We start from the raw sequence: 24,982 nt of genomic DNA on the forward strand, positions 1-24,982 counted from the left end.
CGATGGTTTGCGCGTTCATGCGCGTGTATTCACTTAGGAACTGTGACCATGTTGAGGATCACATGCGCGGCGTTCGCCGGTTTACTGAGCCTCGCCGCCCAGGCCGAAGGCATCAGCGGTGACGTCGGCGCAGGCGTCAGCTACCAACCCCACGACCCGACCGGCAGCCGCTACGAAACCCGGCCCGTGCCCTATCTCGACCTCGACTGGGGCAACGTGAGCCTGAGCACCGACGACGGGCTGAGATGGAGCGCGCTGAACACACAGGGTTTAAGTGCCGGTCCGTATATCAATTACTTGCAGGGGCGCACCTCCAACGGTTCGCTGCAGGGGATGCGCAATGTGTCGGACATGGCCGAGGTCGGGGGTTTTATCCAGTATGCGCCGGCTGACTTCTGGCGGGTTTACGCCCAGTTGGGCCAGGCCGTCGGTGGCGGCCATTCCCAGAGCGGCGCGCTGGGCAAGGTCGGCGGTGAGCTCGGTTACCCGCTGGGCGGTGGAATCATCGGCAGCAGCGGCCTGGTGGCGCATTTCGCCGATGCACGCCAGACCCAGACGTTTTTCGGGGTGGATGATAACGAAGCGGCGGCCACAGGCTTCAAGGCCTACAACGCCAGTGGCGGCTTCCAGAACGTAACCCTGAGCCAGAGTTTCCAATTCCCCCTGGCGCCCAATTGGTCACTGCTGACCAGCGCAAGTTGGGTGCACCTGGTGGGCTCGGCGGCCAACAGCAGCATCGTCAAGCAGACCGGCGACGTGAACCAGGGCCAGGTACAGACTGCGATCAGCTACACGTTCGATTGATCACTTCGGCCCCATGTGAGAGGGACTTGCCCCTCCCACATGGGGCCGCATTTCAGTTTTCTTCGCCTTCGGCCAGCAGCGCTATCCCACCGATAATCACCGCCACGCCTACCCAGTGCAGCGGGCTGATATGTTCCCCCAGCCCCAGCCACGACCCCAGCAGCACCACCACAAACACCAGTGAACTGAGCGGAAACGCCAAGGACAAACTGCTGCGCCGCAGGATCAGCATCCACACGAAAAACGCGCCGATGTAACAGGCAATCGCTGCGAGGATCCCAGGGTTACGCGCCACGTCGGCTAGCCACTGCCAGTTGAAATCCATTTGCCCCAACTGGTCACCGGCGACTTTGGTAAATAACTGCCCGGCGCTCTCGGTGCAGATCAGTAAGGCCCATAGCACCACGGTGCCAAAACGCCCATGCAACCACGCGTGCGAATTCATGCCTGACTCCCTGCAATCGCCACCAACATCACCCCCAAGGTAATCACCAGCGTGCCCAGCCAACGGCGGCGGCTGACGGTTTCGCCCAGCACCACTTTGCCCGCCAGCACCACCCCGCAATACGCCAGCGCAGCGGCTGGAAACAACAGGCTCAACGGCGCGCGGGACAAGGCTTCCAGCCAGATAAAAAACTCAATGACGTAGGCCCCGATCCCCGCCCACAGCAACGGCGCATTAAACACCTGGCCCCAGAACGCGTTCAGGCGAAAGCCACCTTCCAGCTCCGGCAAACGGTCCAGGCCGAGCTTGAAACACAACTGGCCGATCACATCGAGCAGGATGGAAAACGCCACCAGCAACACCACGGTCAACGTCACGGGAACAGCTCCTCAAACAGGTCGATCAGGGCCTCATTGGTGGCGGCGTTGCGCTGCAAATCCTCGGGGCTCCAACGCTCCGCTGGAGGCTGGTCAGACTTGGCTTCCCAGCGCTTGAAAGCATTGCTGAAGGCCGGTGTAGCGAACTCGCCGCACACGTCGATACCGATGATGCGCTTGCGTGCCGCCAGCGCGCGCAAGGCTTGCAGCAAGTGGGTCAGGCGCATGCCGCCCTGGTCCCAGTTAGTCGCCGCGTCTTCGCTGGCGAGCACGTCTTTGTCGACGGTAATCCAGATCGCGTCAGTGGGCAGGCTGCTGATCATCTGCTCCAGGAATGCAGCCCAATCCAGCTCAGCAAGGTTGCGCCAGTGCAGGTGGTTTTCCTGCTGTTGGTGACCGGCGCCATCGCCGACCCTGCCCCACACTTTCGACGGCGGGTGTTGCCACGGGAACAGCTGCAAATGCCCGCGCTTGAGCGCACCAAGGTTGCCGCCGCGCAGCTGCGGGTTGTGCAAATCATCGCTGCACGGGCCGAGGGTGACGATGCGTTTGATCGCCGGCATCTTCAGCGCGCGATTGACCCACGAACCGCAGTGGCGCTTGGGCGCAAAGCGCACCCAATCGGGATGGTTGTCGAAGTGGATCAGGCTGATGGGTTCTTTGAGATCGGCAAGGAATGCTGGCGTGAGGTGGTGATAATCGCCGGAGCCGACAAACAGGATTTCCGGTCGCGCATCCGTGGGCCGTGGCCGCTGGGCCAGGCGTTCGGCAAAGCGCTTCCAGGTTTTTTCGGTGGACCACAGGCGCAACTTCGGGCCCAGGTCGAGCAGGTCGATGCGCGTGGCACGGCCACTGGCCAAACGCCGGGCAATCGGTGCCTGACCGGTGAGGCTGTGGTCGAGGTCAAGAATGTTCAAGGTAATGTTTCCCCTATGGCTTTAGGGGGTCAATGCAAGGGGCGGGCCAGCGAGATATTCAGATTCACACAGAACTCATGTGGGAGGGGGCTTGCTCCCGATAGCAGTGGTTCAGTCAATACAGGTGTTGACTGACACTCAGCTATCGGGAGCAAGCCTCCTCCCACATGGGAACACGGTCAGGCTCGGGCTTCGTTGATGATCTGGCGAATCGCGCCCACAAAGGCTTCCGCCGGCTGGCCACCGCTGACGGCGTACTGGTCGTTGAACACGATGGTCGGCACCGACGTCACGCCACGGGAGGTCCACAACTGCTCTTGTTCACGGACTTCGGCGGCGTACTCGTCGGAGGCGAGAATCTCGGCGGCGCGCTTGATATCCAGGCCGACGCTCTCAGCAATAATCGCCAGGGTGGCGTGGTCGGACGGGTCTTGGCCATCGGTGAAATAGGCCTTGAACAACGCTTCCTTGAGGTTGTACTGCAAACCTTCAAGGCCAGCCCAATGCAACAGGCGGTGGGCATCGAAGGTGTTGTAGATACGGCTCTGGCCATCTGTGCGGAAGGCAAAGCCCAACTCGGCGCCCATGTCGCGGATACGCGCACGGTTGGCCTGGGACTCTTCGGCGGTCGAGCCATATTTTTCAGTGATGTGCTCGACGATGTTCTGACCCATGGCGGGCATGTTCGGGTTCAGTTCGAACGGTTGGAAATGAATCTCGGCCTGCACCTCGGTGCCCAGTTGGTCGAGGGCCTCAGTCAGGCCGCGCAGGCCGATGATGCACCAGGGGCAGGACACGTCGCTGACGAAATCGATTTTCAGGGGAGTACTCATGGTAGGCAACCTCGTTGGCAGTCATACGCCGCAAAGGTTGCACGATACACCACCTCACAGCAGCTTCGCAGGCGCCGCCTGATCAATCTGCGCCCAATGGGCAGCGTCTTCACGATGAGCTTGCAGGTACGGCAACACGGCCGTCAGCAGCGGCGCCTTGAAGGCTTCCTGAAAACGATGGGCCATGCCGGGAATCAGCTTCAATTGGCTGCCCTGGATATGCGCCGCCAGGTGCACGCCGTGCATCACCGGCAATAACGGATCGGCGGTGCCGTGGACCACCAGGGTCGGCACGCGCAACTGGTTGAGCAACGGCACGCGACTCGGCTCAGCGAGAATCGCCATGATCTGGCGTTTCACGCCCTCCGGGTTGAAGGCGCGGTCGTAGGACAGCGCCGCCTGGTGCAGCAACGCTTGGCGATCATCCTTGATAGTCGGACTGCCCAGCGCGGCCAGCAAGTCAGCCTGTTGCTCCAACGCGACTTCACGATTGGGCGCGCCGCGCCGTGACAACAGTTGCACCAGCGCCGCACTCGGTGCCGGCAAGCCTTCAGCGCCAGAGCTGGTCATGATCAAGGTCAGGCTCTCCACCCGCTGCGGCGCCATGGCCGCCAAGTGCTGGGCGATCATGCCGCCCATGCTCGCGCCGAGGACGTGGAACTGTTGAATCTGCAACGCGCTCATCAGCCCGAGCGCATCATCGGCCATATCGGTCAGGGTGTAAGGCGCCGCCACCGGCAAGCCGAGCTTGTAGCGCAGCACTTCAAACGTGAGATTGGCGTTGGCCGGCGCCTCGCGCCAAGTGGACAGGCCGACATCCCGGTTGTCATAGCGGATCACCCGAAAGCCTTGTTGGCAGAGGGCAACCACCACTTCGTCCGGCCAGTGGATCAACTGCCCGCCCAGGCCCATCACCAGCAGCAAGGCCGGGTCGGACGCACGGCCGATACTCTGGTAGGCGATGCTCACCTTTTCCAGGTCGACCGTTTGGGTCGGGACATTGACATCACATCGAGACGCCGCAAAAGACGGCAGGCCGAACAATAAGGCGGCCAGTAAAAGCAACACGCGCATGAAAAACACCGAAACGCAGAACCCCAGTAGAGCGCGAGTCTGATGAAGTTTGTTCAAGCGCGCTGCCACACTTCCATGACAGTTTGATGAAGAGTGCCCAGTGGTCGTGGTCGACATGCCTTGCAACATGAGACAAACTCACGCTATTCAACTTCGTCACAAATTGTCTTCATGGAGAGCTCGTGCTCGAAATCCGTCACCTCAAGACCCTGCACGCCCTGCGCGAAGCCGACAGCCTGGTGGAAGCCGCTGAGCGCCTGCACCTGACGCAATCGGCGCTGTCCCACCAGTTCAAGGAGTTGGAGGAACGCCTGGGCATGCAACTGTTCGTGCGCAAGACCAAACCGCTGCGCTTCACCAGCGCCGGTCTGCGCCTGCTGCAACTGGCCGACGCCACCCTGCCCTTGCTGCGCGGCGCCGAGCGCGACATCGCACGTTTGGCCGGCGGCACCGCCGGGCGTCTGCACATGGCGATCGAGTGTCACAGTTGCTTCCAGTGGCTGATGCCAACCATCGACCAGTTCCGCGATGCCTGGCCCGAAGTCGAACTGGACCTGGCTTCAGGCTTCGCCTTCGCGCCGCTGCCGGCCCTCGCCCGTGGCGACCTCGACCTGGTGGTGACCTCCGACCCGCTGGAACTGCCGGGCATCACCTATGTGCCGCTGTTCACTTACGAAGCCATGCTCGCGGTGGCCAACCAGCACGCGCTGGCGAGCAAGTCGTTCATCGTGCCCGAAGACTTGCTTCCCGAAACCTTGATCACCTACCCGGTGGAGCGCGATCGTCTGGACATCTTCACCCGCTTCCTGGAGCCCGCCGACATCGAGCCGGCCCAGGTGCGAACCTCGGAACTGACGGTGATGATGATGCAACTGGTCGCCAGCGGCCGTGGCGTGTGCGGCATGCCCCATTGGGCGCTGCATGAATACAGCTCGCGTGGCTACGTAAAGGCCAAGCGTCTGGGTGAGAAAGGTTTGTTTGCGACGCTGTATGCGGGGATTCGTGCGGACATGCTGGATGCGCCGTATATGCGCGACTTTTTGCTGACAGCCAAGGACACGTCGTTTTCCACTTTGGACGGAGTCAGCGCGGTGCGTTGAAACCACACAGTTCCAACTGTGGGAGGGCTTGCCCCCGATGGCGATTGCACGTTCAACATCTCTGTTGGCTGACACTCTGCTATCGGGGGCGCAAGCCACCCTCATTGGCTCTCAGTCAACCTTGAGTTCGCGCCACATGTGGATTTTATCGAAGTAATCCACGCCCACCCGCACCGCCAGCGGCTCCAGGCCGTACTGGATAAACCCGCAACGTCGGTACAGCGCAAACGCTGCATCGTTGCCGGCGGTGACGGTCAGTTGGATGACTTTGAGGCGCGGATGTTGGCGCGCTTCATCCAGCGCCGCTTCCACCAACCGTCGGCCCAAGCCCTTCTGCTGATAAGCCTCGGTCACGTACATCCCAAACAAGGTCACTTTGTGCCGCGCCTTCTCCCGAAGCTCGAACGCCAGGCCGACGATGCCAGCCAGTTCATCCCCTGAATACGCGCCGAGCAAACGATCCTGGCGCCCGTCCAGACGCTTTTCCCACCAGCTCAACGGCATCGCTGCGCGCTCGGCCACACTGGAGGTGAATGCCTGGGGATAAGCGCCATACGCCTCCAGCATCAACGCTCGATAAGCCTCGGCGTCGTTGCCGCCCAGCGTACGGATGATCACGTTTGAGTCCTTTGCGCCTGAGCGTCAGGCAGTAATGGCCAGCGATGAGCGATAGAACGGCAGGATCTGGTCACGGGTCAAGGGCGCCAGCACCAGGCCGCCATCACCGGCAGGGTCGATCCAGCGAACCTCTTCGATTTCAGCAGCCGGACTGACCTGCGCATCGATCTGCACTTGGAACAATTGAGCTTGCACGGTAAATCCGGGCTCATTGACCGCAGGGGCCGAGAAGTTACCCAGGTAGACCGCGTCGCTGGGTTTGATGTGCAGGTTCAGCTCTTCGTACAACTCACGGGCCAGGGCCTCGGCAGGTTGTTCACCGGCGTCGATCTTGCCACCGGGTTGCATAAAGGCCTGGGTGCCGCGCTTGCGCACCAGCAGGGTTCGGCCGTCAGCGCCGATCAGGAGGGCGGCGGCGATACGGATAGTGGTAGGCATGAATTGAACACCTTGAATTCAAAAATAAACATTATTGGAGCACTGCTTCGGTGTCGTCCGGCTTCTTGATAAACACGCTGTACTTGGCGCCTTCCATCGCTTCGAACGCAATCAGCTTGTCCACCAACGGCAGGTTCAGCACCTTGCCGGCGTTGAGCAGCAACATCCCGTTGTCGGCATTGAGGTTACGCGCCAGGACCATGCCATCGGCCAGTTCCCGGGTGCTCAACACTTTGACGGTCGGGTCGCCCAGGGTCACATCACTGAGAAATGCCGCGCAGGCCTGGACGAAGTCCTCGATCAGCTCTGGATCGTAGAGGCGCCCGGCGTATTTGCGGATATATAACAGCGCTTCATCGCTGTTCAGATGCCGCTCAAGGATCAGGCCCTTCTGCAGTTCGATAAAGTCCACCGCCAGCTTCAGCAGGCGCGAACCGAACGGAATCGCATCGCCCTTGAGGTGGTCGGGAAAACCACTGCCGTCCCAGCGCTCCTGATGGTGACGAATCATCCGCGCCGCATCCTTCATCGGCTCCAGGGTCATCAACAGCGATTCGCTCTGGGTCGGATAACCGCGGTACCGTTCGCGATCGGTGCTGTGCAGCTTGTCGGCCGGTTCGATCAACATGCTGTCGCTCCAGCTCAGCTTGCCGATGTTGTACAACGCAGCTGCCATGGCCAAGTCACGGGCGCTGGCGTCGTCAATGGACTGGGCGGTGCAGTACACGCGCACCAGTTCGATCAGCGCGCGGTTGGTCTGTTTGTCCTTGGGTAGACGCAGGTTGGCCAACAACGAAAACACTTCGGTGCCGGTCACGTAGCTGCGCTTGAGCTCGTCATAGGCCAGATCGAGCATATCGGCGGTTTGCTGCAACTCGGACGTGCGCGCTGCCACCCGTTTTTCCAGCGTGTTGTTGAGCGCCTTGAGCTGCTCGTTCTGCTCCTGGGTCAAGCGCTCCAGGCGCTGATGCTCCAGAGCCTGCTGCAAGATCAGCTTTAGTTCGTCGTCGTTCCAGGGTTTGCCGATATAGCGGTGGATCTGGCCTTCGTTGATCGCCTTGATGATGGTCGGCAGGTCGGCGTAGCCGCTGAGCAGAATGCGACTGGTAGCGGGATAAAGGCGATGAACCTCGGCCAGCAATTGTGCGCCGTCCATGCCCGGCATGCGCGCATCGCTCATCACCAGGTCAATGGGTTGGGCGGCCATGATCTCCAGGGCCTGGGCGCCGCTGCCCGCGAGCACTACATCGAAGGGTTGGCCGCGCAACAGGCGGCGCAAGCTGTTGAGGATCGACTCTTCATCGTCGACCAGCAAAATAGTGGGTTTCGTCGCAAGTTGTTCATCCATGCCTACTGCGCCTTCACATTGAACTGAATGGAGCTGAATTGAACCCTGGTACTAAGCCGTGTTCCCTCGCCCAAGGCGCGGGCTTGATTTGACGCCAACTGGCCGCCGAATTCAAGGGAGCTCGACTAAGCTGTGACATCAGGTCGGTGCCCCGACGCGCCAAGTTGCCCAACAGCACGTTGCCGGGCAACCGGCCCTCCTCAAAACCCGGGAGAGCGAAGAGAGCCAGGGTTTTCTATTCAGCAAGGCCGCGTCGACAAAGGATTTTGCCCAACGGCTGCAGTTGGGCTGCGCCATGCCGATAACCTATCAATAGTCCACACGATGCAAGGAGTGCTCGCTTGAGCGACGTCTCAACTCACGGTTTCGGCCTGGTCCTTATGATGGGACTCAGTGTGTCACTGATGGCCGCGCCGCTGGATGAGGCACTCAAACCTTTGCCGACGGTTCCAGTACTGGACTCAGCCAAAGTCGAGCTGGGTCGGCAACTGTTCAATGAGCCGCGCCTGTCGGTGAATAACACCCTGTCTTGTGCCAGCTGTCACCGGCTGGCCTCCGGCGGCGCTGACGACAAGCCGTTCTCAATAGGTTTCGACGGCAAACCGGTGCAAATCAATACCCCCTCGGTCTTGAACGCCAGCCTGAACTTCAAGCAGTTCTGGAATGGCCGCGTAGACACGTTGCAAGCGCAGGTCGAACAAGTGGTTATCAGCCCCGTGGAGATGGGCAGCGACTGGAAAACCGTGGTGCAGAAACTGTCAGACGTGCCCGCCTACCAGAGCGCCTTCAAGCAGGCGTACCCCGACGGCGTCACCGTCGACAATGTGCAAAACGCCCTGGCCACCTATGAACGCACGCTGCTCACCCCTAACTCGCGGTTCGATCAGTACCTGCTGGGCAACACGGAGATTCTCACGATCGAGGAAAAATACGGCTACCAGCGTTTCAAGGATTACGGCTGCATCGCTTGTCACCAGGGCGTGAATATCGGCGGCAATATGTTCCAGAAGTTCGGCGTGATGGGTGATTACTTCAAGGCGCGCGGCAACCCGGTGGAGTCCGACCTGGGGCGCTACCTGCTGACCCTGGACGAAGAAGATCGCCACGTGTTCAAGGTGCCCAGCCTGCGCAACGTGGCCGTCACCGCGCCGTACTTCCACGATGCCTCGGCCAAGACCCTGGAAGCGGCGGTGGATGTGATGTTCAAGTACCAGTTGGGGCGCAACCCTTCCCAGGAAGACAAAGACCTGATTATCCAGTTTCTCAAGACCCTGACCGGCGAATGGGCAGGCAAGCCCCTATGAGCATACCGTCATGACCCCCTCCCGCCGTCGCACCAGCCAAGTGTTGCTTGGCCTGATCACCCTGTTGCTGGCCTCTACGCTGGTGTTTTTGTACCTCAAATCCTCACGCGACCAGACCGCCGGCTACACCCAATCGCGGGATCTGATCCGCCAGTTGCAGCAGCTCAACGCCCAATGGGACAGCGAAGTGCTTAAGGCGCGGATCGCGATCACTCACAACTACGATCCGCTGGTCACTCCACTCACGGAAATGACCCGGCTCTGGGCCGAACTCAATACCCGCGATACCTACCACGACCCGCAAGACCTGAGTCGCTGGCAAACCAGCCAGGAGGCTTATCAGGCGGCGATCCAGGAAAAAGCCAGGCTGGTCGACCAGTTCAAGTCCCACAACGCGGTGCTGCGCAATTCCCTGGCGTTTTTGCCAACAGCCGAGGACGACATCCAGGCCCAGTTCAATCGCATTGACAATGAAGGCCGCCTGCAACTGCAGGATGTGGCCACCGACATTTACGACCTGTTGCTCAGTAGCCTCGAATTCGCCCAGGTCACCAGCGACGATCGCGCCGCAGATATTCTGGTGGGGTTGGGCAAGCTGGCAATCAACAAGGAGAGCCTGCCCGCTGAGTTCCAGGGCCCGATAGACATCCTCAGCAACCACATTTCGCTGATTCTGCGTGAGCAGCCGGTGGTCAACAGCCTGCTCGAACACATTGCCTCCATACCCGTGGCCGAGCGCCTGGACGACTTGACCACCCACCTCGATCAGGACCAGCAAGCATCTGACCTGATCGACCATCAATATCACCGCTACCTGTTGGTTTTCTCGACGTTACTGGTGGTGCTGCTGCTCTACCTGGCCGTGCGCCTGTTGCGTAGTTTTGCCGAGATCAATCGAGTCAACCGAGCGTTGCAGGCCGCCAACGAAACCCTGGAACAACGGGTGGAACGCCGCACCCAGCAGCTCAAGGATGCGCAGAGCGAACTGCTGGACAGCGCCCGCCAGGCTGGCATGGCGGAGATCGCCACCAACGTGCTGCATAACGTTGGCAACGTGCTCAACAGCGTGAATATCTCCGCCGAGCTGGTCACCCGCAAACTGCGCAGCAGCAAGGCGTTGGGCCTGGGCAAGGCCATGCAACTGATCAACGAGCACCAGGCAGACCTCGGCGCCTTCCTGACCTTGGATGAAAAAGGCAAGCTGCTGCCGGGCTACCTGAACCAACTGGTGGACGCCATTGCCGTCGAACAACAGGCTATGACCGATGAGCTGGCGCAACTGAGCAAAAGCGTCGACCACATCAAGGACATCGTCTCCACCCAGCAATCCTATGCCGGCGTGTCCACGCTGATGGAACCGGTGCACATCAGCGATTTGATGGAGGACGCCTTGCGCATGAACGCCGGTTCGCTTAGCCGCCACAACGTCACGGTGGTCAAGGAATATGGGCGGGTACCGGAGATCATGGCGGACAAACACCGGTTGCTGTTGATCATGGTCAACCTGATCAGCAACGCCAAGCACGCCATGTCCAACCTCACCGACCGGCCACGACAGATGACCCTGGCGGTGCAACAACTGGAGGACAGCACCTTGCAGATAAGCGTGAAGGACGAGGGCGAAGGCATCCCCGCCGAAAACATGACCCGGATCTTCACCCACGGTTTCACCACCCGCAAGGAAGGCCACGGCTTCGGTCTGCACAGCTGCGCCCTGGCCGCAGTGGAAATGAACGGCCAGCTCAGCGCCCACAGCGACGGGCCGGGCCTGGGCGCGGTGTTCACCTTGAAAATCCCTCTCACCCTTGCCGGAAGCCCGCCATGAACCAGCCCCCTAACCGGCGTATTTTGCTGATCGACGATACCCCCTCGATTCACGACGACTTTCGCAAGATCCTGATGCCCGCTGTCGAGTCGAACGAGGCGCTGGATGAGATGGAGTCGGCGCTGTTTGGCGACACCAGCAAACCCACGGTGCAAACCTTCGAGCTGCACTCGGCCTACGGCGGCGAAGAAGGCCTGCAACTGCTCATCACCGCGATGACAGAGCAACGACCCTACGCGCTGGCCTTTGTGGACATGCGCATGCCCCAGGGGTGGGACGGGGCCAAAACCATCGAGGAATTGTGGAAAATCGACCCCGGCCTGCAGGTGGTGGTGTGCACCGCGTATTCGGATTATTCCTGGGATGACCTGCTGTATCGCCTGAACGGCCACGATCGTTTGCTGATCCTGAAAAAGCCTTTCGACAATATCGAAGTCCAGCAGATGGCCAACACCCTGGCTAACAAATGGGACATGGCCCGGCGCGCCTCGGTGAAAACCGTCCACTTGGAGCAATTGGTGGAGCAACGCACCCAGGCGCTGCAACTGGAAATCGACGAGCGCAAGCAGCTGGAAAGCCAACTGGTGCAGTCGGAAAAACTCGCGTCCCTGGGGCAACTGGCGGCGGGTGTGGCCCATGAGATCAACAACCCGGTGGGGTTTATCTCGTCCAACCTCAGCAGCCTCGACACCTACTTCAACCAGCTGCAACAGATGCTGGACGCTTACCGCCAGGCCGAGGAAAGCCTCGCACCGGGTGAACAACGCGATCAACTGAAGGCCTTGCGCAACGAGTTGGAGCTGGATTTTCTCAAGGAAGACATTCCACTCCTGATCCGCGAGTCCAAGGAGGGCATAGGTCGTGTGGCCCAGATCGTCAAAGACCTGAAGAACTTCTCGCGGGTGGACAACGATCAGACTTGGCAATTTGCCAATCTGCAACAAGGCATCGACTCGACGCTGAACATCGTCGCCAGTGAACTCAAGTACAAGGCCGATGTGGTGAAGCATTACGCGCCGCTGCCGGACATCGAATGCCTGGCTTCGCAGCTCAATCAGGTGGTGATGAACCTGGTGATCAACGCCGCACAAGCCATGGGGCCGGAGCGCGGCACCATAACCATCAGCAACGGCGTGGAGGGCGAAAACATCTGGCTGGAAGTGGCTGACAACGGCTGCGGAATTCCACCGCACGTGCTGCAAAAGATCTTCGATCCGTTCTTCACCACCAAGCCGGTGGGCGAAGGGACGGGCTTGGGATTGTCGCTCTCCTACGGCATCGTCAAGAAACACCGTGGTGATATTTCCGTCAGCAGCGAGCTGGGTAAGGGCACGACGTTTCGCGTGGTGTTGCCGATTCGGCAGACGGTGGCGCGGGACACGCCATCGTAATCAGCCTCACGTCTCGTTTTTTCCGGACTCGCCCCAAACGAGGAACTATTGAATAAGCGCTGATGACAAGCGCAGCGCGCCTGCCCCGCTCCTCAGCTGCCTCTGGGACCTGTTATTTCTGACAGTAGACAGCCACCTTCCCCCCCTCGAAACTCCTGGCAAGCAACACGGTTGCAGGCCGGCGGCGTGTTGATCGTGAAGACGGCTCCTCTTCGTCCAAGGAATGGTCACCATGTCCACACGTCGCGAGTTCCTGGCGTACGCTTCGCTGACCGCCCTGCTCACGCATCTGGGCAAGGGCGCCCTGGCTGCCGACAGTGCCGATCAGGCTGGCCCCTTTTCCTTCGACGGCTTGATCGAACAGGCACAAGTCGATGCCTTGAAACCCTACCGTTATCCCAACACGGACTCGGACGCGCTGTTGACTAAACTCGACTACGCCGCCCACGGCCAGATCCGCTTCAAACCCGAGTTAGCTCTGTTTGCCAAGGGGCCGGGGCAGTTTCCCGTGACCTTCTTCCATCTGGGATCATTTTTTCGCACACCAGTGAGGGTGTATGCGCTGGACAACGGCGTCGCCCGCGAGATCGTTTACGACCCGGCGAACTTCGACATGCCCGGCGACAGCCCGGCCCACGCCTTGCCCCGTAACAGTGGATTCGCCGGTTTTCGCATCCAGGAAAGCCGTCTGGGCAACCAGACCAAACTCCCGTGGCAACAGAACGACTGGGTGGCCTTTCTTGGCGCATCGTACTTCCGGGCTATCGGCGAGTTGTACCAGTACGGTCTGTCGGCACGGGCGATTGCCCTGGACGTGGCTGAGGCCGGCAAGGCCGAAGAATTTCCCGCCTTCACCCACATCTGGTTCGAACCGCCGAAGGACCTGCACGCCACGTCCATGACCCTCTATGCGCGGCTCGACGGGCCCAGTATCTGCGGCGCCTACCGTTTCGTGATCGACCGCACGCAGGGCGTGATCATGGACGTCGACTGTACGTTCTTCCTGCGCAAGAGCGTCCGCCGGCTGGGCATTGCACCGCTGACGTCGATGTTCTGGTTCAGTGAAACCGCCAAGCGAACCGCCGCCGATTGGCGCCCCGAAGTCCACGACAGCGACGGACTGGCGCTCTGGACCGGCAACGGCGAGCGCATCTGGCGCCCCCTGAACAACCCGCCGCGCACTGTGGTTTCGGCGTTCAGCGACCATCAACCGAAGGGTTTCGGCCTCTTACAACGTGACCGCAATTTTGACCACTACCTCGATGGCGTGAATTATCAGCGCCGCCCCAGCCTATGGGTCGAGCCGTTGGGCGACTGGGGCGAAGGCAGCGTACAACTGATGGAAAATGGCACTGACGATGAGATCCACGACAACATCGTCGCCATGTGGGTGCCCTCGGCCCCCGCCGAAGCGGGCAATCGCTATACGCTACGTTATCGCCTCCACTGGCTGGCCCAGGAGCCTTACGCTTCGCCATTGGCGGTGTGCTTGGCCACGCGTCTGGGCAAAGGCGGCCAACCCGGGCAGCCACGTCCCGCGGGAGTGCGTAAATTTGTCGTCGAATTTCAAAGCGCTCCGTTGGAAAAACTTGCACCGGGCGTCAAGCCAGAGGCCGTGATCAGTTGCTCCCGAGGCGAGCTTGGACTTGTCTTCACCGAGGCCGTGCCGGACGGCGTCGTCGGTCATTGGCGAGCACAGTTCGATTTAACCGTCGACGGCAAGGAACCGGTGGAGCTGCGCCTGTTCCTGCGCCTGGACGGTCAGCCGCTGTCAGAGACCTGGCTGTATCAGTACCACCCCTTCAACTCGGATTCGACGGCAATCGGTGTCGCTTCAATGGCTGACACCGGCAACCGGCAATGACGCGCTTTCGTCAACTGACGCTGCTCTACCTGACGCTCAGTGTCAGCACCGCGGCCCTGCCGGCCAATGAGCAGGAATGGGTGGAAGGCTTGCTGCAACAGATGACGCTCGAAGAAAAAATCGGCCAACTCAGCCAGCTCGGCATTCAGGACACACCGACCGGCCCTGTCATCGACCAAGGCACACAGTCGCATCTGCCCGAGAGCATGGTCGGCTCGATCCTTGGCGCGTACGGTTTCGAGCAGACTCTCGCGCTGCAGAAACACGTCGTCACCCACTCGCGCCTGCACATACCGCTGCTGTTTGCATTCGATGTGATTCACGGCTTTCGAACGGTATTTCCCGTGCCGTTGGCGGAAGCCTCGGCCTGGGACCCCGACCTGGCGCAGCGCACCGCTCGCGCGGCTGCCATTGAAGCGACGGCCAGCGGCGTGCACTGGACGTTCGCGCCCATGGTCGACATCGCCCGCGACCCGCGCTGGGGCCGTGTGGTGGAAAGTACCGGCGAAGATCCGTTTTTGGGCGCAGCGCTGGCCAGTGCCAAGGTAAAGGGGTTCCACGGTGCGGGGCCGCACGACAGCTCGTTCATGCTGACGACCGCGAAACACTTCGTCACCTACGGCGCGGCCGAGGGTGGGCGGGACTATAACGTCGCCGACGTGTCGGAACGCACCTTGCAGGAAGTGCACTTACCGCCTTTCCGGGCGGCCGTCGCGGCGGGCGTTGATGCAATCATGCCCTCGTTCAACGAAATAGCCGGGACACCCCTGCACAGCAACACCGCGTTATTGACCGGGGTGCTGCGCAATCAATGGCGATTCACCGGCCTGATTGTCAGTGACTTCAACGCGATCTGGGAGTTGAGTCAGCACGGCGTAGCGGATATTCCGGCCGACACGGCGCGGCTGGCACTCACCGCCGGCGTGGAAGTCGACATGGCCAGCCAGATGTACCGCCGATACCTGCCGACACTGGTGCGCACTGGCCAGATCCCCATGGCCGCCGTGGATGCTGCGGTGCGCCGCGTCCTCCAGACTAAACAACGCTTGGGCCTGTTCGATGACCCTTACCGCTACAGCAATGAGGCGCGGCAGCGAGCCAATACCCTGACACCGCAGCACCGTGCCCTGGCCCGGGAGGCTGCGCAGAAATCCATTGTGCTGCTGAAAAACAACGACGCACTGCTGCCCCTGTCCAAGCACCTGCGCAACGTACTGGTGGTCGGCAGCCTGGCCACGGATGCCGAAGCCACGATCGGCCCCTGGGCCTTGGCGGCTCATCCTGAAGATTCGATCACGGTCTTGCAGGGCATACGCCATGCCGTCGCCCCCGACACCGAGGTGGTTTACCTGGGCGGTGCATCGCCCATCAGCAACGCGGTTGATGACCTGGCAGAAGTCCTGCAGGCCGCCCGCGATGCCGAGGTGGTGATCGCGGTGCTCGGTGAGCGGGCCGATCAGAGCGGTGAAGCTCGCAGTCGCACGGACTTGGGCCTGCCGGGTGCCCAGGACACGTTGTTGCGTGCCCTGTTGGACACCGGCAAGCCCGTGGTCATCGTGCTGATGAATGGCCGCCCGCTCGTGTTCTCGAAGACCGTGCGCGAGGCGCCGGCGCTTTTGGAAACCTGGTTCCTGGGCAGTGAAATGGGCAACGCGGTGGCCGATGTTCTGTTCGGTGACATCAACCCCAGCGGCAAACTGCCGATCACCGTCCCCCGTAACGTGGGGCAGATCCCCCTCTACTACGCGCACAAAAACACCGGCCGCCCGCCCACCGGTGCCGGCGGTTATGAGTCCGGCTACATCGATGAACTCTGGACGCCGCTGTATCCCTTCGGTTTCGGCCTCAGCTATACCTCGTTCAGCTATGACACGCCTCGGATCAGCGCCGAGCGGCTAGCGTCCACCGAGTCCCTGACGGTGCACGTGAACGTCACCAATACCGGCCAGCGCGCCGGTGATGAAATCGTCCAGCTGTACCTGCGCGACGACGTCGCCAGCGTCACTCGCCCGGTCCGCCAACTGCGCGGCTTTCGCAAAATCCACCTGGCGCCCGGTGAGACGCGCAGCGTGAACTTCAATCTTGGCCCACAGGACTTCGCACTGCTCAATCAATATTTTTCGCCGGTAATAGAGGCCGGCACTTTTACCGTCTTCGTCGGCGGCGACTCGACCACCACCCATCAGGCTCGGTTCGAGGTCACGGACAGCCGTGAACTCTCTGCATCAGGCCCATCCGAGCCCCCTACACGCGCTCGCTGAATACCACTGTGGGTTGTCCGGGCTTTCCTTACTGGCGCAGAATGCCGGATCGACCTGAGAGTCCGAACCCAAGGAAACCGTATGAGCCTGTCCTTGCTAAGCCGTTACGCCTTCTTTGCCGTGTGCGTCATTTTCACCCTCGCCAGCCTTCCCTTTATCCAACACGAATGGCTGTGGCCCATCACCCTGGTCACCGGCGTGTTGAGCCTGATCGGTATCTTCGACCTGTTGCAAAGTCCCCACGCGGTGCGCCGCAACTACCCGATCCTGGGCAATATCCGTTACCTGGTAGAAGCCATCCGCCCGGAAATCCGCCAGTACCTGCTGGAGTCCGACAGCGACGCCCTGCCCTTCTCGCGTTCGCAACGCTCACTGGTTTACTCGCGGGCCAAGAACGAAACCGCCGACAAGCCCTTCGGCACCCTGATTGACGTGTATCAGGCGGGCTTCGAATTTATCGGCCACTCCATGCGCCCCGCGCCGTTGAGTGACCCCAGCGCCTTTCGCGTGATGGTCGGCGGTCCGCAGTGCACACAGCCGTACTCGGCGTCAGTGTTCAACATATCGGCGATGAGCTTTGGCTCATTGAGTGCCAACGCCATCCGCGCGCTCAACCAGGGCGCCAAGCTGGGCAACTTCGCCCATGACACTGGCGAAGGCAGCATCAGCCCCTATCACCGCGAAAACGGCGGTGACCTGACCTGGGAACTGGGCAGCGGTTACTTCGGCTGCCGCACCAGCGACGGCCGCTTCGACCCGGAGCGCTTTGCCGTGCAGGCGCAGAACCCACAGGTGCGCATGATCGAAATCAAGATGAGCCAGGGCGCAAAACCCGGCCATGGCGGGATCCTGCCCAAGCACAAGGTGACTAAAGAAATCGCCGAGACCCGTGGCATCCTGATGGGCGAAGACTGCATCTCGCCATCGCGCCACAGTGCGTTCTCCACGCCCATCGAACTGATGCAATTCATCGCCCAACTGCGCGAGCTGTCCGGCGGCAAGCCGGTAGGTTTCAAGTTCTGCCTGGGCCACCCGTGGGAATTCATGGGCATCGCCAAGGCCATGCTCGAAACCGGCATCCTCCCGGACTTTATCGTGGTAGACGGCAAGGAAGGCGGCACCGGCGCGGCGCCCGTGGAGTTCACCGACCATATCGGCGTGCCGCTGCGTGAAGGCCTGTTGTTTGTGCACAACACCCTGGTGGGACTGAACCTGCGCGACAAGATCAAGCTCGGCGCCAGCGGCAAGATCGTCAGCGCCTTCGACATCGCCAGCGTCCTGGCCATCGGCGCCGACTGGGCCAACTCGGCGCGCGGCTTCATGTTCGCCATCGGCTGCATCCAATCGCAAAGCTGTCACACCAACAAATGCCCCACCGGCGTCGCCACCCAAGACCCGCTGCGCCAGCGCGCCCTGGTGGTGCCGGACAAGGCCCAGCGCGTATTCAACTTCCACCGCAACACCCTCAAGGCCCTGGCCGAGATGCTCGCGGCGGCAGGCCTGGATCATCCGTCGCAACTGTCGGCCAAGCACCTGGTGCGGCGCATGTCGGCGACCGAGATCAAGTTGTTCTCGCAGTTGCATGTGTTCCTCAAGCCCGGCGAGTTGCTCACCGGCGAGGTGAACGGCGAATTCTATTCGCGGATGTGGCAGATGGCGCGTGCGGACAGTTTTGAGCCCCACGACGTAGCCGCGGCTTAAGGACGCTAACCATGCTGAAGGTCATCGCTGAAGATTTCATCAAGCCCGAACACCTCGACACGGTACGTCCCTGGTACGCCGAACTGGTGGAAAAAACCCGCCAGGAACCGCTGTGCATCGCCTACGACCTGTTTGTCGATCAGGACGACCCCGGGCACTTCATTTTCATTGAGCAATGGCCCGACCAGGCCGCGCTCGACAGGCATTGCCAGACCGAACACTTTACCCGGCTGGTGCCGCAGATAAACGAGCACCAGGCCAAGCCATGCAAAGTGCTGTTGATGGATGCGTTCTGACCCAGCCTTTCCGGACTGAACCGGACCACCGAGGGCATCGTTGTTAACAAAATCCCCGGAGAGACGGTTCAGTTGTACGTTGTTAAAGCAGCCTCCTCTCATGCCGTACTCCCCGATACCCAGGGCACGTCAGAGATCATTGACGTCTAGAGACATTCAGTAATATCCAGCCTTTGCAATTGCTTGGAAATACCGCCAACCTGCGCCCGCCCGACCTGCGGCGTACGACAATTCGCGCCTGCGCCTGTCATTACTAAACCTTTCGTCAAAGAGCCCGCTGCCATGCTGAACGGACGCGACCCGCGCATCGATTTTTTTCGGGGCCTGGCGTTGATCTTCATTTTTTGGGATCACGTTCCCCACAATCCCCTCGGCCAGATCACCCTACGCAATTTCGGTTTCAGCGATGCGGCCGAAGTCTTCGTGTTCCTCGCCGGCTACGCCGCAGTGCTGGCCTACGGCAAGATCCTGCAGCGTGACGGCTATTGGTTCGCCACGCTGAAGATCCTGCGCCGTACCTGGGTGTTGTACGTGGTGCACATCTTCTTGCTGGCGATGCTGATGGGCATCGTGTTCTTCGCCAACAGCCATGTGGAAACCCGCGACCTCGTCGAGGAGATGGGCCTGACGCACTTCGTCACCCACCCGCAGCAGGCGCTGACCGATGAACTTCTGCTGCGCTTCAAGCCCAACCTGATGGACCCGCTGCCGTTGTATATCGTGCTGCTCGGTGGTTTGCCGCTGGTGTTGCCGCTGTTGCTGCGCAAGACCTGGCTGGTGGTGGGCGCGTCGATGACGGTGTACCTGCTGGCGCCGTGGATGGGCTGGAACCTGCGGGCGATTGCCGACGGCGTGTGGTACTTCAACCCGGTGACCTGGCAGTTTCTGTTCATCCTCGGTGGCGCGGCGGCGATTCATGCCAGCCGCGAGCGCCCGGCCGAACTGCGGCCACTGCGCCGACAGCCGTTGTTCATGGCGGCGGCGATCTACACCCTGGCTGCAGCGGTGCTGACACTGTCGTGGCGCTGGCCCGAAGTGCACGATACGTGGATGCCATCGGCGGTCAGCGATCTGATCTACCCAATCAGCAAGACCGACCTGTCGCCGCTGCGCCTGCTGCACTTCCTCGCACTGGCGTATGTCACCGCCAAGCTGTTGCCCGGACGCGGCTGGACCGACAACTGGCTGGCGCAGCACACCTGCCGCATGGGCCGTTATTCACTGGAAGTGTTTTGCCTGGGCGTCGTGCTGGCGCCGTTGGCCGACATGGTCAATGCGATGGCTGGCGATGCGCTGCTGATGCAACTGCTGACAGCGCTGGTCGGCGCTTCATTGATGGTGATGCTGGGGTTGTGGCTGGAATTCAACAAGCGCCTGGATCAGTCGCACAAGCTGGTCACGCAGGCCAGCTGAAGGGTAAGGCCCGCCGCACGCAGCGGGCCTTGCCAGGCGTCAGGCGGAGTGCACTGGCGCCGCGTTGGCGGTGTTCGGTTGCAGCTTGAACACGTAGAACAACACGGTCAGCAGCACCAGGAACACCGGACCGACGTACAGCGCGATGCGGGTGTCCGGGAAGTACGCCATCAGGCCCACCACCAGCACCAGAAATGCCAGCGCCAGGTACGAACTGACCGGGTACAGCCACATGCGGTACTTCAGGGCTTTCTGCTCGGCCGGGCTCAGGCTCTTGCGAAACTTGAGCTGGGCCAACAGGATCATCACCCAGGTCCAGATTGCGCCGAAGGTGGCGATGGACGTGACCCAGACGAAAACTTTCTCCGGCACCAGGTAGTTGAGCAGCACGCCGAGCAGCAAGGCGAAGATCGACAGCAGCAAGGCTTTGCGCGGCACGCCGTTGCTCGACGTGGTGGCGAACGCGGCCGGCGCCTGGCCGTTCTGCGCCAGGCTGTAGAGCATGCGCCCGGTGCTGAAGATGCCGCCGTTGCACGACGACAGCGCCGCCGTGATCACCACGAAGTTGATGATGCCCGCTGCGGTCTTGATGCCCAGACGCTCGAAGGTCATCACGAACGGGCTGCCCTGGGTGCCGATTTCATTCCACGGGTAGATCGACAGGATCACGAACAACGCGCCCACGTAGAACAACAGGATGCGCCAGAACACCGACCCGATTGCGCTCGGAATAGTCTTCTGCGGGTTGCGCGCTTCACCGGCGGTGAGGCCGATCATCTCCACGCCGAGGTAGGCGAACATCACCATCTGCAGCGACATCAGCACACCCTGCACGCCATTGGGCATGAAGCCGCCGTGGGCCCACAGGTTCGAAATCCCCAGCGCCACGCCGTCGTTGCCAAAGCCGAAGGCGATGATGCCGACGCCGCCGATCACCATGGCAATGATGGTGACGATCTTGATCAGCGCGAACCAGAACTCGAACTCACCAAAGGCTTTTACCGCGATCAGGTTGATGGTGCCCATGCTGATCAGCGCCGCCAGGGCCCAGATCCAGCGCGGTGTGTCGGGGAACCACACGCCCATGTACACCGCCACGGCGGTGATCTCGGCCACACAGGTCACCAGCCACAGGAACCAATAATTCCAGCCGGTCAGAAAGCCCGCCAACGGGCCGAGATAATCCTGGGCATAACGACTGAACGAGCCGGCCACCGGGTTATGCACGGCCATTTCGCCGAGGGCGCGCATGATCACCAGGATGGCCAGGCCACCGATGATGTAGGAGAGCATGATGGCCGGGCCGGCCATTTCGATGGCCTTGGCCGAGCCGAGGAACAGGCCGACACCGATACAGGCGCCGAGCGCCATCAGGCGGATATGCCGCTCACCCAGTTCGCGTTTGAGCGGGCCGCCCGAAGCGGTCTCGCCATGGGGCAGGTGGTTGCCGACTGGCATAGGGATACAACCTCGTCTTGTTATTGGATATGAGCCTCCGAGTCCAGCACGTCGCGGCGGGTCTGCCGTGACATGCCATCGCCGGTTCACCTTGTGGGCAAACCGGTCCGGCGGGGCCAGATCGGGGGGATGCAGTATAAAAAGCTCAACCCAGTGATTTTCACTCTATAAAAGGCAATATTCAGCGGGAATTGCCGCCTTAATACGATTTAGCGGTGGGAGTATCGCACACCATTGGTGCGACCCTTCAAGCCACCTACGCTATCATCGGGCTTTGCCCATGCCCGGCCCGGTCGACAAATTCCTCACGCAAGCCAATCAGCGTCTACGCTTGAGACAAGTCCGATCAATCTGCCGGGATGGGATCAATCGACTATGGGCGCTTTATGGCAAACCGATTCAACCAAAGCTGCGGCGCCTGCCGACAGCGAGGATGAACAGCCATTGCCACGACGCCCCCGCAAGCGGTTGTACAGGTGGCGAATGGTGTGGCTGCTACTGGTGATCGCGCTGATCGCCGCAGCGTATGTCGCCCAGCGCGAAATGCGCAGCGCCGACTGGCAGTCCCGCGAACTGAGCCGTCTGGCCACGACCCTCAGCTACACAGTGGAGCCCGGCGCCAGCGACCGCATCGTTTACCCCGGTGAAGGGCCCTTCGACAAACGCCTGGGCTACAGCGCCATCGATGAATTCCTGCCACGCCTGCTCAAGCGCAATTTCCTGATCCAGAGCCAGGCGCAGTTTTCCGACGCCTTGATGGACTACACCGCCCACGGGCTGTTTGTGCCCTACGCCGAAAAAATCCAGGCCGGCCTGTCGATCAACGACTGCCGCGCCACGCCGCTGTACCAGTTCAGCTACCCCCAGCAGTTTTACCCGGACTTCACCGCGATCCCGCAGGTGGTGGTCAGCAGCCTGCTGTTCATCGAAAACCGTGACCTGCTGGACCCCGCACAGCCCCAGGCCAACCCGGCGGTGGATTGGCCGCGCTTCGCCAAGGCCGCGTGGTCGCAAGTCGCCCGCGTGCTGCACCTGCCCGGGCAAAGCGCCGGCGGCAGCACCCTCGCCACCCAACTGGAAAAATACCGCCACTCCCCCGACGGCCTGACCCTGTCCGGTAGCGAGAAGCTGCGCCAGATGTTTTCTGCCAGCGTGCGCGCCTACCAGGACGGCCCGCAGACCTTGCTCGCGCGCCAGAACATCGTGCGCGATTACCTCAACAGCGTGCCGCTGTCCGCCGTGCCTGGCCATGGTGAAGTGCACGGCATGGCCGAAGGTCTGCGGGTGTGGTACGGCGCCGACTTCAAGCGCACCAATGCGCTGCTGGCCGACGCCGGCACTGGCAGCCTCGAGCAAAAAGGTGTGGCCCTGCGCGAAGTATTGTCGCTGATGATTGCCCAGCGCCGGCCGTCCCATTACTTGTCCAAAGGCCGCCCGGAACTTGCGGACCTGACCGACAGCCACCTGCGTCTGCTCAAACAGAACGGCGTCATCGAACCGGCCCTGGCCGATGCCGCGCTGGCGAGTCAGGTGACGTACCGCGACTGGCAGCAGCAACCGACCTTGCAACCGATCGAGACCAACAAGGGCATCAGCGTTGCGCGCAGTCGCCTGGCCGCGCTGCTCAACCGATCGCTGTACGACCTCGACCGCCTCGATCTGGCCGCCACCAGCACCTTGCAGAACGACCTGCAAACCCAAGCCACCGCCTACCTCAAGCAGCTCGCTGACCCTGCCTTCGCCGCGCAACTGGGCCTGCTCGGGCCACGGCTGCTGACGCCGGCCAGCACCGCGCAAGTGCGCTACAGCTTCACCCTCTACGAGATGACCGCCGACGGCGCACGGGTGCGTGTGCAGACCGACAACACCGACCAACCCTTCGACATCAACGAGAGCAGCAAGCTGGAATTGGGCTCCACCGCCAAGCTACGGGTACTGACCACCTACTTGCAGATCATCAGCGAACTGCATGATCGCTATGGCGCACAGCCCGCCGCTGCACTGAAAAAAGTCAGCGTCGACGAGCAGGATCGCCTGTCGCGCTGGGCCGTGGACTACTTGGCGCAAAGCACCGACCGCAGCCTCGCGAAGATGCTCGACGCAGCCCTCGACCGGCAGTATTCCGCCAGCCCTGGCGAGAGCTTTTTCACCGGTGGCGGCCTGCACCGCTTCCACAATTTTCGCAACGAAGACAATGGTCGCAGCCCGAGCCTGCGCGATGCCCTGCGCGAGTCGATCAACCTGCCGTTCATTCGCCTGATGCGCGACCTAGTGCGTTACAGCACCTACCACGGCCCCAACAACAGCGCCGAGTTGCTCAAGGACGACAGCGACCCGCGCCGCCAGGAATACCTGGCCCAGTTCGCCGACCGTGAGGGCACCACCTTTCTGCTGCGTTTCTGGAAACGCTACCGCAACAAGGACACCCAGGCGCGGCTCGACACCTTCCTCGACAGCATGCACCCCACCGCCATACGCCTGGCCGCCGTGCACCGCTACCTGCTGCCCCAGGCCAGCCAGCAGAGTTTCAACGGGTTCGTGCGCGCTCACCTCAAGAGCAAGGAACCGGAAAAACTCAGCGACGAGCGCCTGACCAAGCTCTATCAGGCCTACGGCCCCGGCGCCTACGACCTGCCGGACCAAGGCTACATCGCCAAGGTCCATCCGCTGGAATTGTGGCTGCTCGGCTACTTGCTGGAACACCCCGACGCCACCTTCACCCAGGCCGTCGCCGCCAGTGAGCATGAGCGCCAGGAAGTCTATGGCTGGCTGTTCAAGAGCCGCCACAAGAGCGCCCGTGACAGTCGCATCCGCACCATGCTGGAAATCGAAGCGTTTCTGGATATTCACCAGCGCTGGCAGGCAGTCGGCTACCCCTTCGACCATCTGGTGCCATCGCTGGCCACGGCCATCGGCAGCTCCGGCGACCGCCCCGCTGCGCTGGCGGAATTGGTGGGGATCATCCTCAACGACGGCGTGCGCGAACCGACCCTGCGCATCGACAGCCTGCATTTTGCCGCCGACACCCCCTATGAAACCCGCCTGGTCAACAACCCCGATCGCGGCAAACGCGTGATGCCCAGCGAAGTCGCCACCGCCCTGCGTGGCGCGTTGTCGCAAGTGGTGGACGCCGGCACCGCCAAACGCGTGGCCGGCAGTTTCAAGCTGACTGACGGCACACCCTTGATCATGGGCGGCAAGACCGGTACCGGCGACAACCGCATCGAAGCCATCGGCGCCGGTGGGCGTGTGCTCAGTTCCAAGTCCATCAACCGCACCGCGACGTTCGTGTTCTATATCGGCGAGCACCACTTCGGCACCCTCACCGCATTCGTTCCGGGCAGTTCGGCGCAGCAATTCACGTTCACGTCGGCGCTGCCGGTGCAGGTGCTCAAGGGTATGGCACCGATCCTCACGCCTTACCTGCAACCTGACGCGCAGACCCTGTGCCAACCGCCGAAACAGGGTGTTAGTTATGCGCATCTTTCATTCGAATAACGGGTGCTCAACGCACC

The 24,982-nt window shown here is 61.5% G+C and carries 20 protein-coding genes; 11 read left to right on the forward strand and 9 right to left on the reverse strand.

Annotated features, from left to right (window positions below):
* The first annotated feature begins 48 nt into the window (after positions 1–48).
* Complete coding sequence (locus tag ACKZ62_RS22835; protein ID WP_032891826.1) at positions 49–804, forward strand: MipA/OmpV family protein; 756 nt, start codon at positions 49–51, stop codon at positions 802–804.
* Positions 805–856: 52 nt separating this feature from the next.
* Here the strand turns inward: ACKZ62_RS22835 and ACKZ62_RS22840 are convergent, their stop codons facing one another.
* The 5 genes from ACKZ62_RS22840 to ACKZ62_RS22860 all read right to left on the reverse strand — a co-directional run bounded on the left by ACKZ62_RS22840 (position 857) and on the right by ACKZ62_RS22860 (position 4,450).
* Positions 857–1,249 carry a DMT family transporter gene (locus ACKZ62_RS22840; protein ID WP_032891827.1) on the reverse strand — a complete coding sequence of 131 codons (393 nt, stop codon included), beginning with the start codon at positions 1,247–1,249 and terminating at the stop codon, positions 857–859.
* Positions 1,246–1,626 (reverse strand): DMT family transporter, encoded by a 381-nt coding sequence (locus ACKZ62_RS22845; protein ID WP_122752540.1) that lies wholly within the window; start codon positions 1,624–1,626, stop codon positions 1,246–1,248. Before ACKZ62_RS22845 ends, ACKZ62_RS22840 begins: the two co-directional genes overlap by 4 nt.
* A complete protein-coding gene (locus ACKZ62_RS22850) occupies positions 1,623–2,543 on the reverse strand; it encodes an arginase family protein (protein ID WP_095183941.1) in 921 nt (306 codons plus the stop codon). The genes ACKZ62_RS22845 and ACKZ62_RS22850 overlap by 4 nt, the downstream gene beginning before the upstream one ends.
* 179 nt (positions 2,544–2,722) lie before the next feature.
* Positions 2,723–3,376 carry a DsbA family oxidoreductase gene (locus ACKZ62_RS22855; RefSeq protein ID WP_032891830.1) on the reverse strand — a complete coding sequence of 218 codons (654 nt, stop codon included), beginning with the start codon at positions 3,374–3,376 and terminating at the stop codon, positions 2,723–2,725.
* A 54-nt stretch (positions 3,377–3,430) separates the two neighbouring features.
* A complete protein-coding gene (locus tag ACKZ62_RS22860; protein WP_032891831.1) occupies positions 3,431–4,450 on the reverse strand; it encodes an alpha/beta fold hydrolase in 1,020 nt (339 codons plus the stop codon).
* Between the two features lie 182 nt (positions 4,451–4,632).
* Between ACKZ62_RS22860 and metR the strand changes: the two genes are divergently transcribed.
* Entirely contained in the window at positions 4,633–5,550 is a 918-nt protein-coding gene (gene metR, locus ACKZ62_RS22865; protein ID WP_032891832.1) for a transcriptional regulator MetR, read from the forward strand.
* A gap of 111 nt (positions 5,551–5,661) precedes the next feature.
* Here the strand turns inward: metR and ACKZ62_RS22870 are convergent, their stop codons facing one another.
* Genes ACKZ62_RS22870 through ACKZ62_RS22880 form a run of 3 tightly spaced genes read right to left on the reverse strand, consistent with a single transcriptional unit; the run spans position 5,662 to position 7,954 of the window.
* On the reverse strand, positions 5,662–6,168 hold the full coding sequence (locus ACKZ62_RS22870; protein WP_447095862.1) for a GNAT family N-acetyltransferase: 507 nt from the start codon (positions 6,166–6,168) through the stop codon (positions 5,662–5,664).
* 24 nt (positions 6,169–6,192) lie between these two features.
* Positions 6,193–6,606, reverse strand: a complete 414-nt coding sequence (locus tag ACKZ62_RS22875) for an NUDIX hydrolase (protein WP_122680296.1) — start codon at positions 6,604–6,606, stop codon at positions 6,193–6,195.
* Positions 6,607–6,637: 31 nt separating this feature from the next.
* Complete coding sequence (locus tag ACKZ62_RS22880; protein ID WP_032891839.1) at positions 6,638–7,954, reverse strand: response regulator c-di-GMP phosphodiesterase, NosR family; 1,317 nt, start codon at positions 7,952–7,954, stop codon at positions 6,638–6,640.
* Positions 7,955–8,334: 380 nt separating this feature from the next.
* Between ACKZ62_RS22880 and ACKZ62_RS22885 the strand changes: the two genes are divergently transcribed.
* The 8 genes from ACKZ62_RS22885 (at position 8,335) to ACKZ62_RS22920 (ending at position 20,009) form a co-directional block, all read left to right on the forward strand.
* Positions 8,335–9,258, forward strand: coding sequence for a cytochrome-c peroxidase (locus tag ACKZ62_RS22885; protein ID WP_371260767.1), 924 nt, complete (start codon positions 8,335–8,337; stop codon positions 9,256–9,258).
* A 10-nt stretch (positions 9,259–9,268) separates the two neighbouring features.
* On the forward strand, positions 9,269–11,083 hold the full coding sequence (locus ACKZ62_RS22890; protein WP_099601209.1) for a DAHL domain-containing sensor histidine kinase: 1,815 nt from the start codon (positions 9,269–9,271) through the stop codon (positions 11,081–11,083).
* The gene (locus ACKZ62_RS22895; protein ID WP_447095863.1) at positions 11,080–12,474 is read left to right on the forward strand and encodes an ATP-binding protein; all 1,395 of its coding nucleotides are present in this window, start codon (positions 11,080–11,082) and stop codon (positions 12,472–12,474) included. Before ACKZ62_RS22890 ends, ACKZ62_RS22895 begins: the two co-directional genes overlap by 4 nt.
* A gap of 232 nt (positions 12,475–12,706) precedes the next feature.
* Entirely contained in the window at positions 12,707–14,338 is a 1,632-nt protein-coding gene (locus ACKZ62_RS22900) for an OpgD/OpgG family glucan biosynthesis protein (protein WP_447095864.1), read from the forward strand.
* Positions 14,335–16,599: a beta-glucosidase BglX gene (gene bglX / locus ACKZ62_RS22905; RefSeq protein ID WP_447095865.1), complete on the forward strand. Its 2,265-nt coding sequence runs from the start codon at positions 14,335–14,337 to the stop codon at positions 16,597–16,599. The genes ACKZ62_RS22900 and bglX overlap by 4 nt, the downstream gene beginning before the upstream one ends.
* Positions 16,600–16,680: 81 nt before the next feature.
* Complete coding sequence (locus ACKZ62_RS22910; RefSeq protein WP_095183934.1) at positions 16,681–18,300, forward strand: FMN-binding glutamate synthase family protein; 1,620 nt, start codon at positions 16,681–16,683, stop codon at positions 18,298–18,300.
* Positions 18,301–18,311: 11 nt separating this feature from the next.
* A complete protein-coding gene (locus tag ACKZ62_RS22915; protein ID WP_447095866.1) occupies positions 18,312–18,596 on the forward strand; it encodes a putative quinol monooxygenase in 285 nt (94 codons plus the stop codon).
* Positions 18,597–18,878: 282 nt separating this feature from the next.
* Positions 18,879–20,009 carry an OpgC family protein gene (locus tag ACKZ62_RS22920; RefSeq protein ID WP_032891857.1) on the forward strand — a complete coding sequence of 377 codons (1,131 nt, stop codon included), beginning with the start codon at positions 18,879–18,881 and terminating at the stop codon, positions 20,007–20,009.
* 39 nt (positions 20,010–20,048) lie between these two features.
* Here ACKZ62_RS22920 and ACKZ62_RS22925 read toward each other — a convergent pair whose 3' ends face one another.
* Positions 20,049–21,467 (reverse strand): amino acid permease, encoded by a 1,419-nt coding sequence (locus ACKZ62_RS22925; protein ID WP_032891858.1) that lies wholly within the window; start codon positions 21,465–21,467, stop codon positions 20,049–20,051.
* 375 nt (positions 21,468–21,842) lie between these two features.
* Between ACKZ62_RS22925 and ACKZ62_RS22930 the strand changes: the two genes are divergently transcribed.
* Entirely contained in the window at positions 21,843–24,965 is a 3,123-nt protein-coding gene (locus ACKZ62_RS22930; protein ID WP_447095867.1) for a transglycosylase domain-containing protein, read from the forward strand.
* Positions 24,966–24,982 lie beyond the last annotated feature (17 nt).

Source organism: Pseudomonas sivasensis, from assembly GCF_052938085.1.

Coding starts and splice junctions, on each gene's coding strand:
- ACKZ62_RS22930 (WP_447095867.1), top strand. CDS start 21,843: ATGGGCGCTTTATGGCAAACCGATTCAACCAAAGCTGCGGCGCCTGCC.
- ACKZ62_RS22860 (WP_032891831.1), bottom strand. CDS start 4,450: ATGCGCGTGTTGCTTTTACTGGCCGCCTTATTGTTCGGCCTGCCGTCT.
- ACKZ62_RS22910 (WP_095183934.1), top strand. CDS start 16,681: ATGAGCCTGTCCTTGCTAAGCCGTTACGCCTTCTTTGCCGTGTGCGTC.
- ACKZ62_RS22855 (WP_032891830.1), bottom strand. CDS start 3,376: ATGAGTACTCCCCTGAAAATCGATTTCGTCAGCGACGTGTCCTGCCCC.
- ACKZ62_RS22875 (WP_122680296.1), bottom strand. CDS start 6,606: ATGCCTACCACTATCCGTATCGCCGCCGCCCTCCTGATCGGCGCTGAC.
- ACKZ62_RS22840 (WP_032891827.1), bottom strand. CDS start 1,249: ATGAATTCGCACGCGTGGTTGCATGGGCGTTTTGGCACCGTGGTGCTA.
- ACKZ62_RS22925 (WP_032891858.1), bottom strand. CDS start 21,467: ATGCCAGTCGGCAACCACCTGCCCCATGGCGAGACCGCTTCGGGCGGC.
- ACKZ62_RS22885 (WP_371260767.1), top strand. CDS start 8,335: ATGATGGGACTCAGTGTGTCACTGATGGCCGCGCCGCTGGATGAGGCA.
- ACKZ62_RS22890 (WP_099601209.1), top strand. CDS start 9,269: ATGACCCCCTCCCGCCGTCGCACCAGCCAAGTGTTGCTTGGCCTGATC.
- ACKZ62_RS22920 (WP_032891857.1), top strand. CDS start 18,879: ATGCTGAACGGACGCGACCCGCGCATCGATTTTTTTCGGGGCCTGGCG.
- ACKZ62_RS22915 (WP_447095866.1), top strand. CDS start 18,312: ATGCTGAAGGTCATCGCTGAAGATTTCATCAAGCCCGAACACCTCGAC.
- ACKZ62_RS22895 (WP_447095863.1), top strand. CDS start 11,080: ATGAACCAGCCCCCTAACCGGCGTATTTTGCTGATCGACGATACCCCC.
- ACKZ62_RS22880 (WP_032891839.1), bottom strand. CDS start 7,954: ATGGATGAACAACTTGCGACGAAACCCACTATTTTGCTGGTCGACGAT.
- ACKZ62_RS22900 (WP_447095864.1), top strand. CDS start 12,707: ATGTCCACACGTCGCGAGTTCCTGGCGTACGCTTCGCTGACCGCCCTG.
- ACKZ62_RS22835 (WP_032891826.1), top strand. CDS start 49: ATGTTGAGGATCACATGCGCGGCGTTCGCCGGTTTACTGAGCCTCGCC.
- bglX (WP_447095865.1), top strand. CDS start 14,335: ATGACGCGCTTTCGTCAACTGACGCTGCTCTACCTGACGCTCAGTGTC.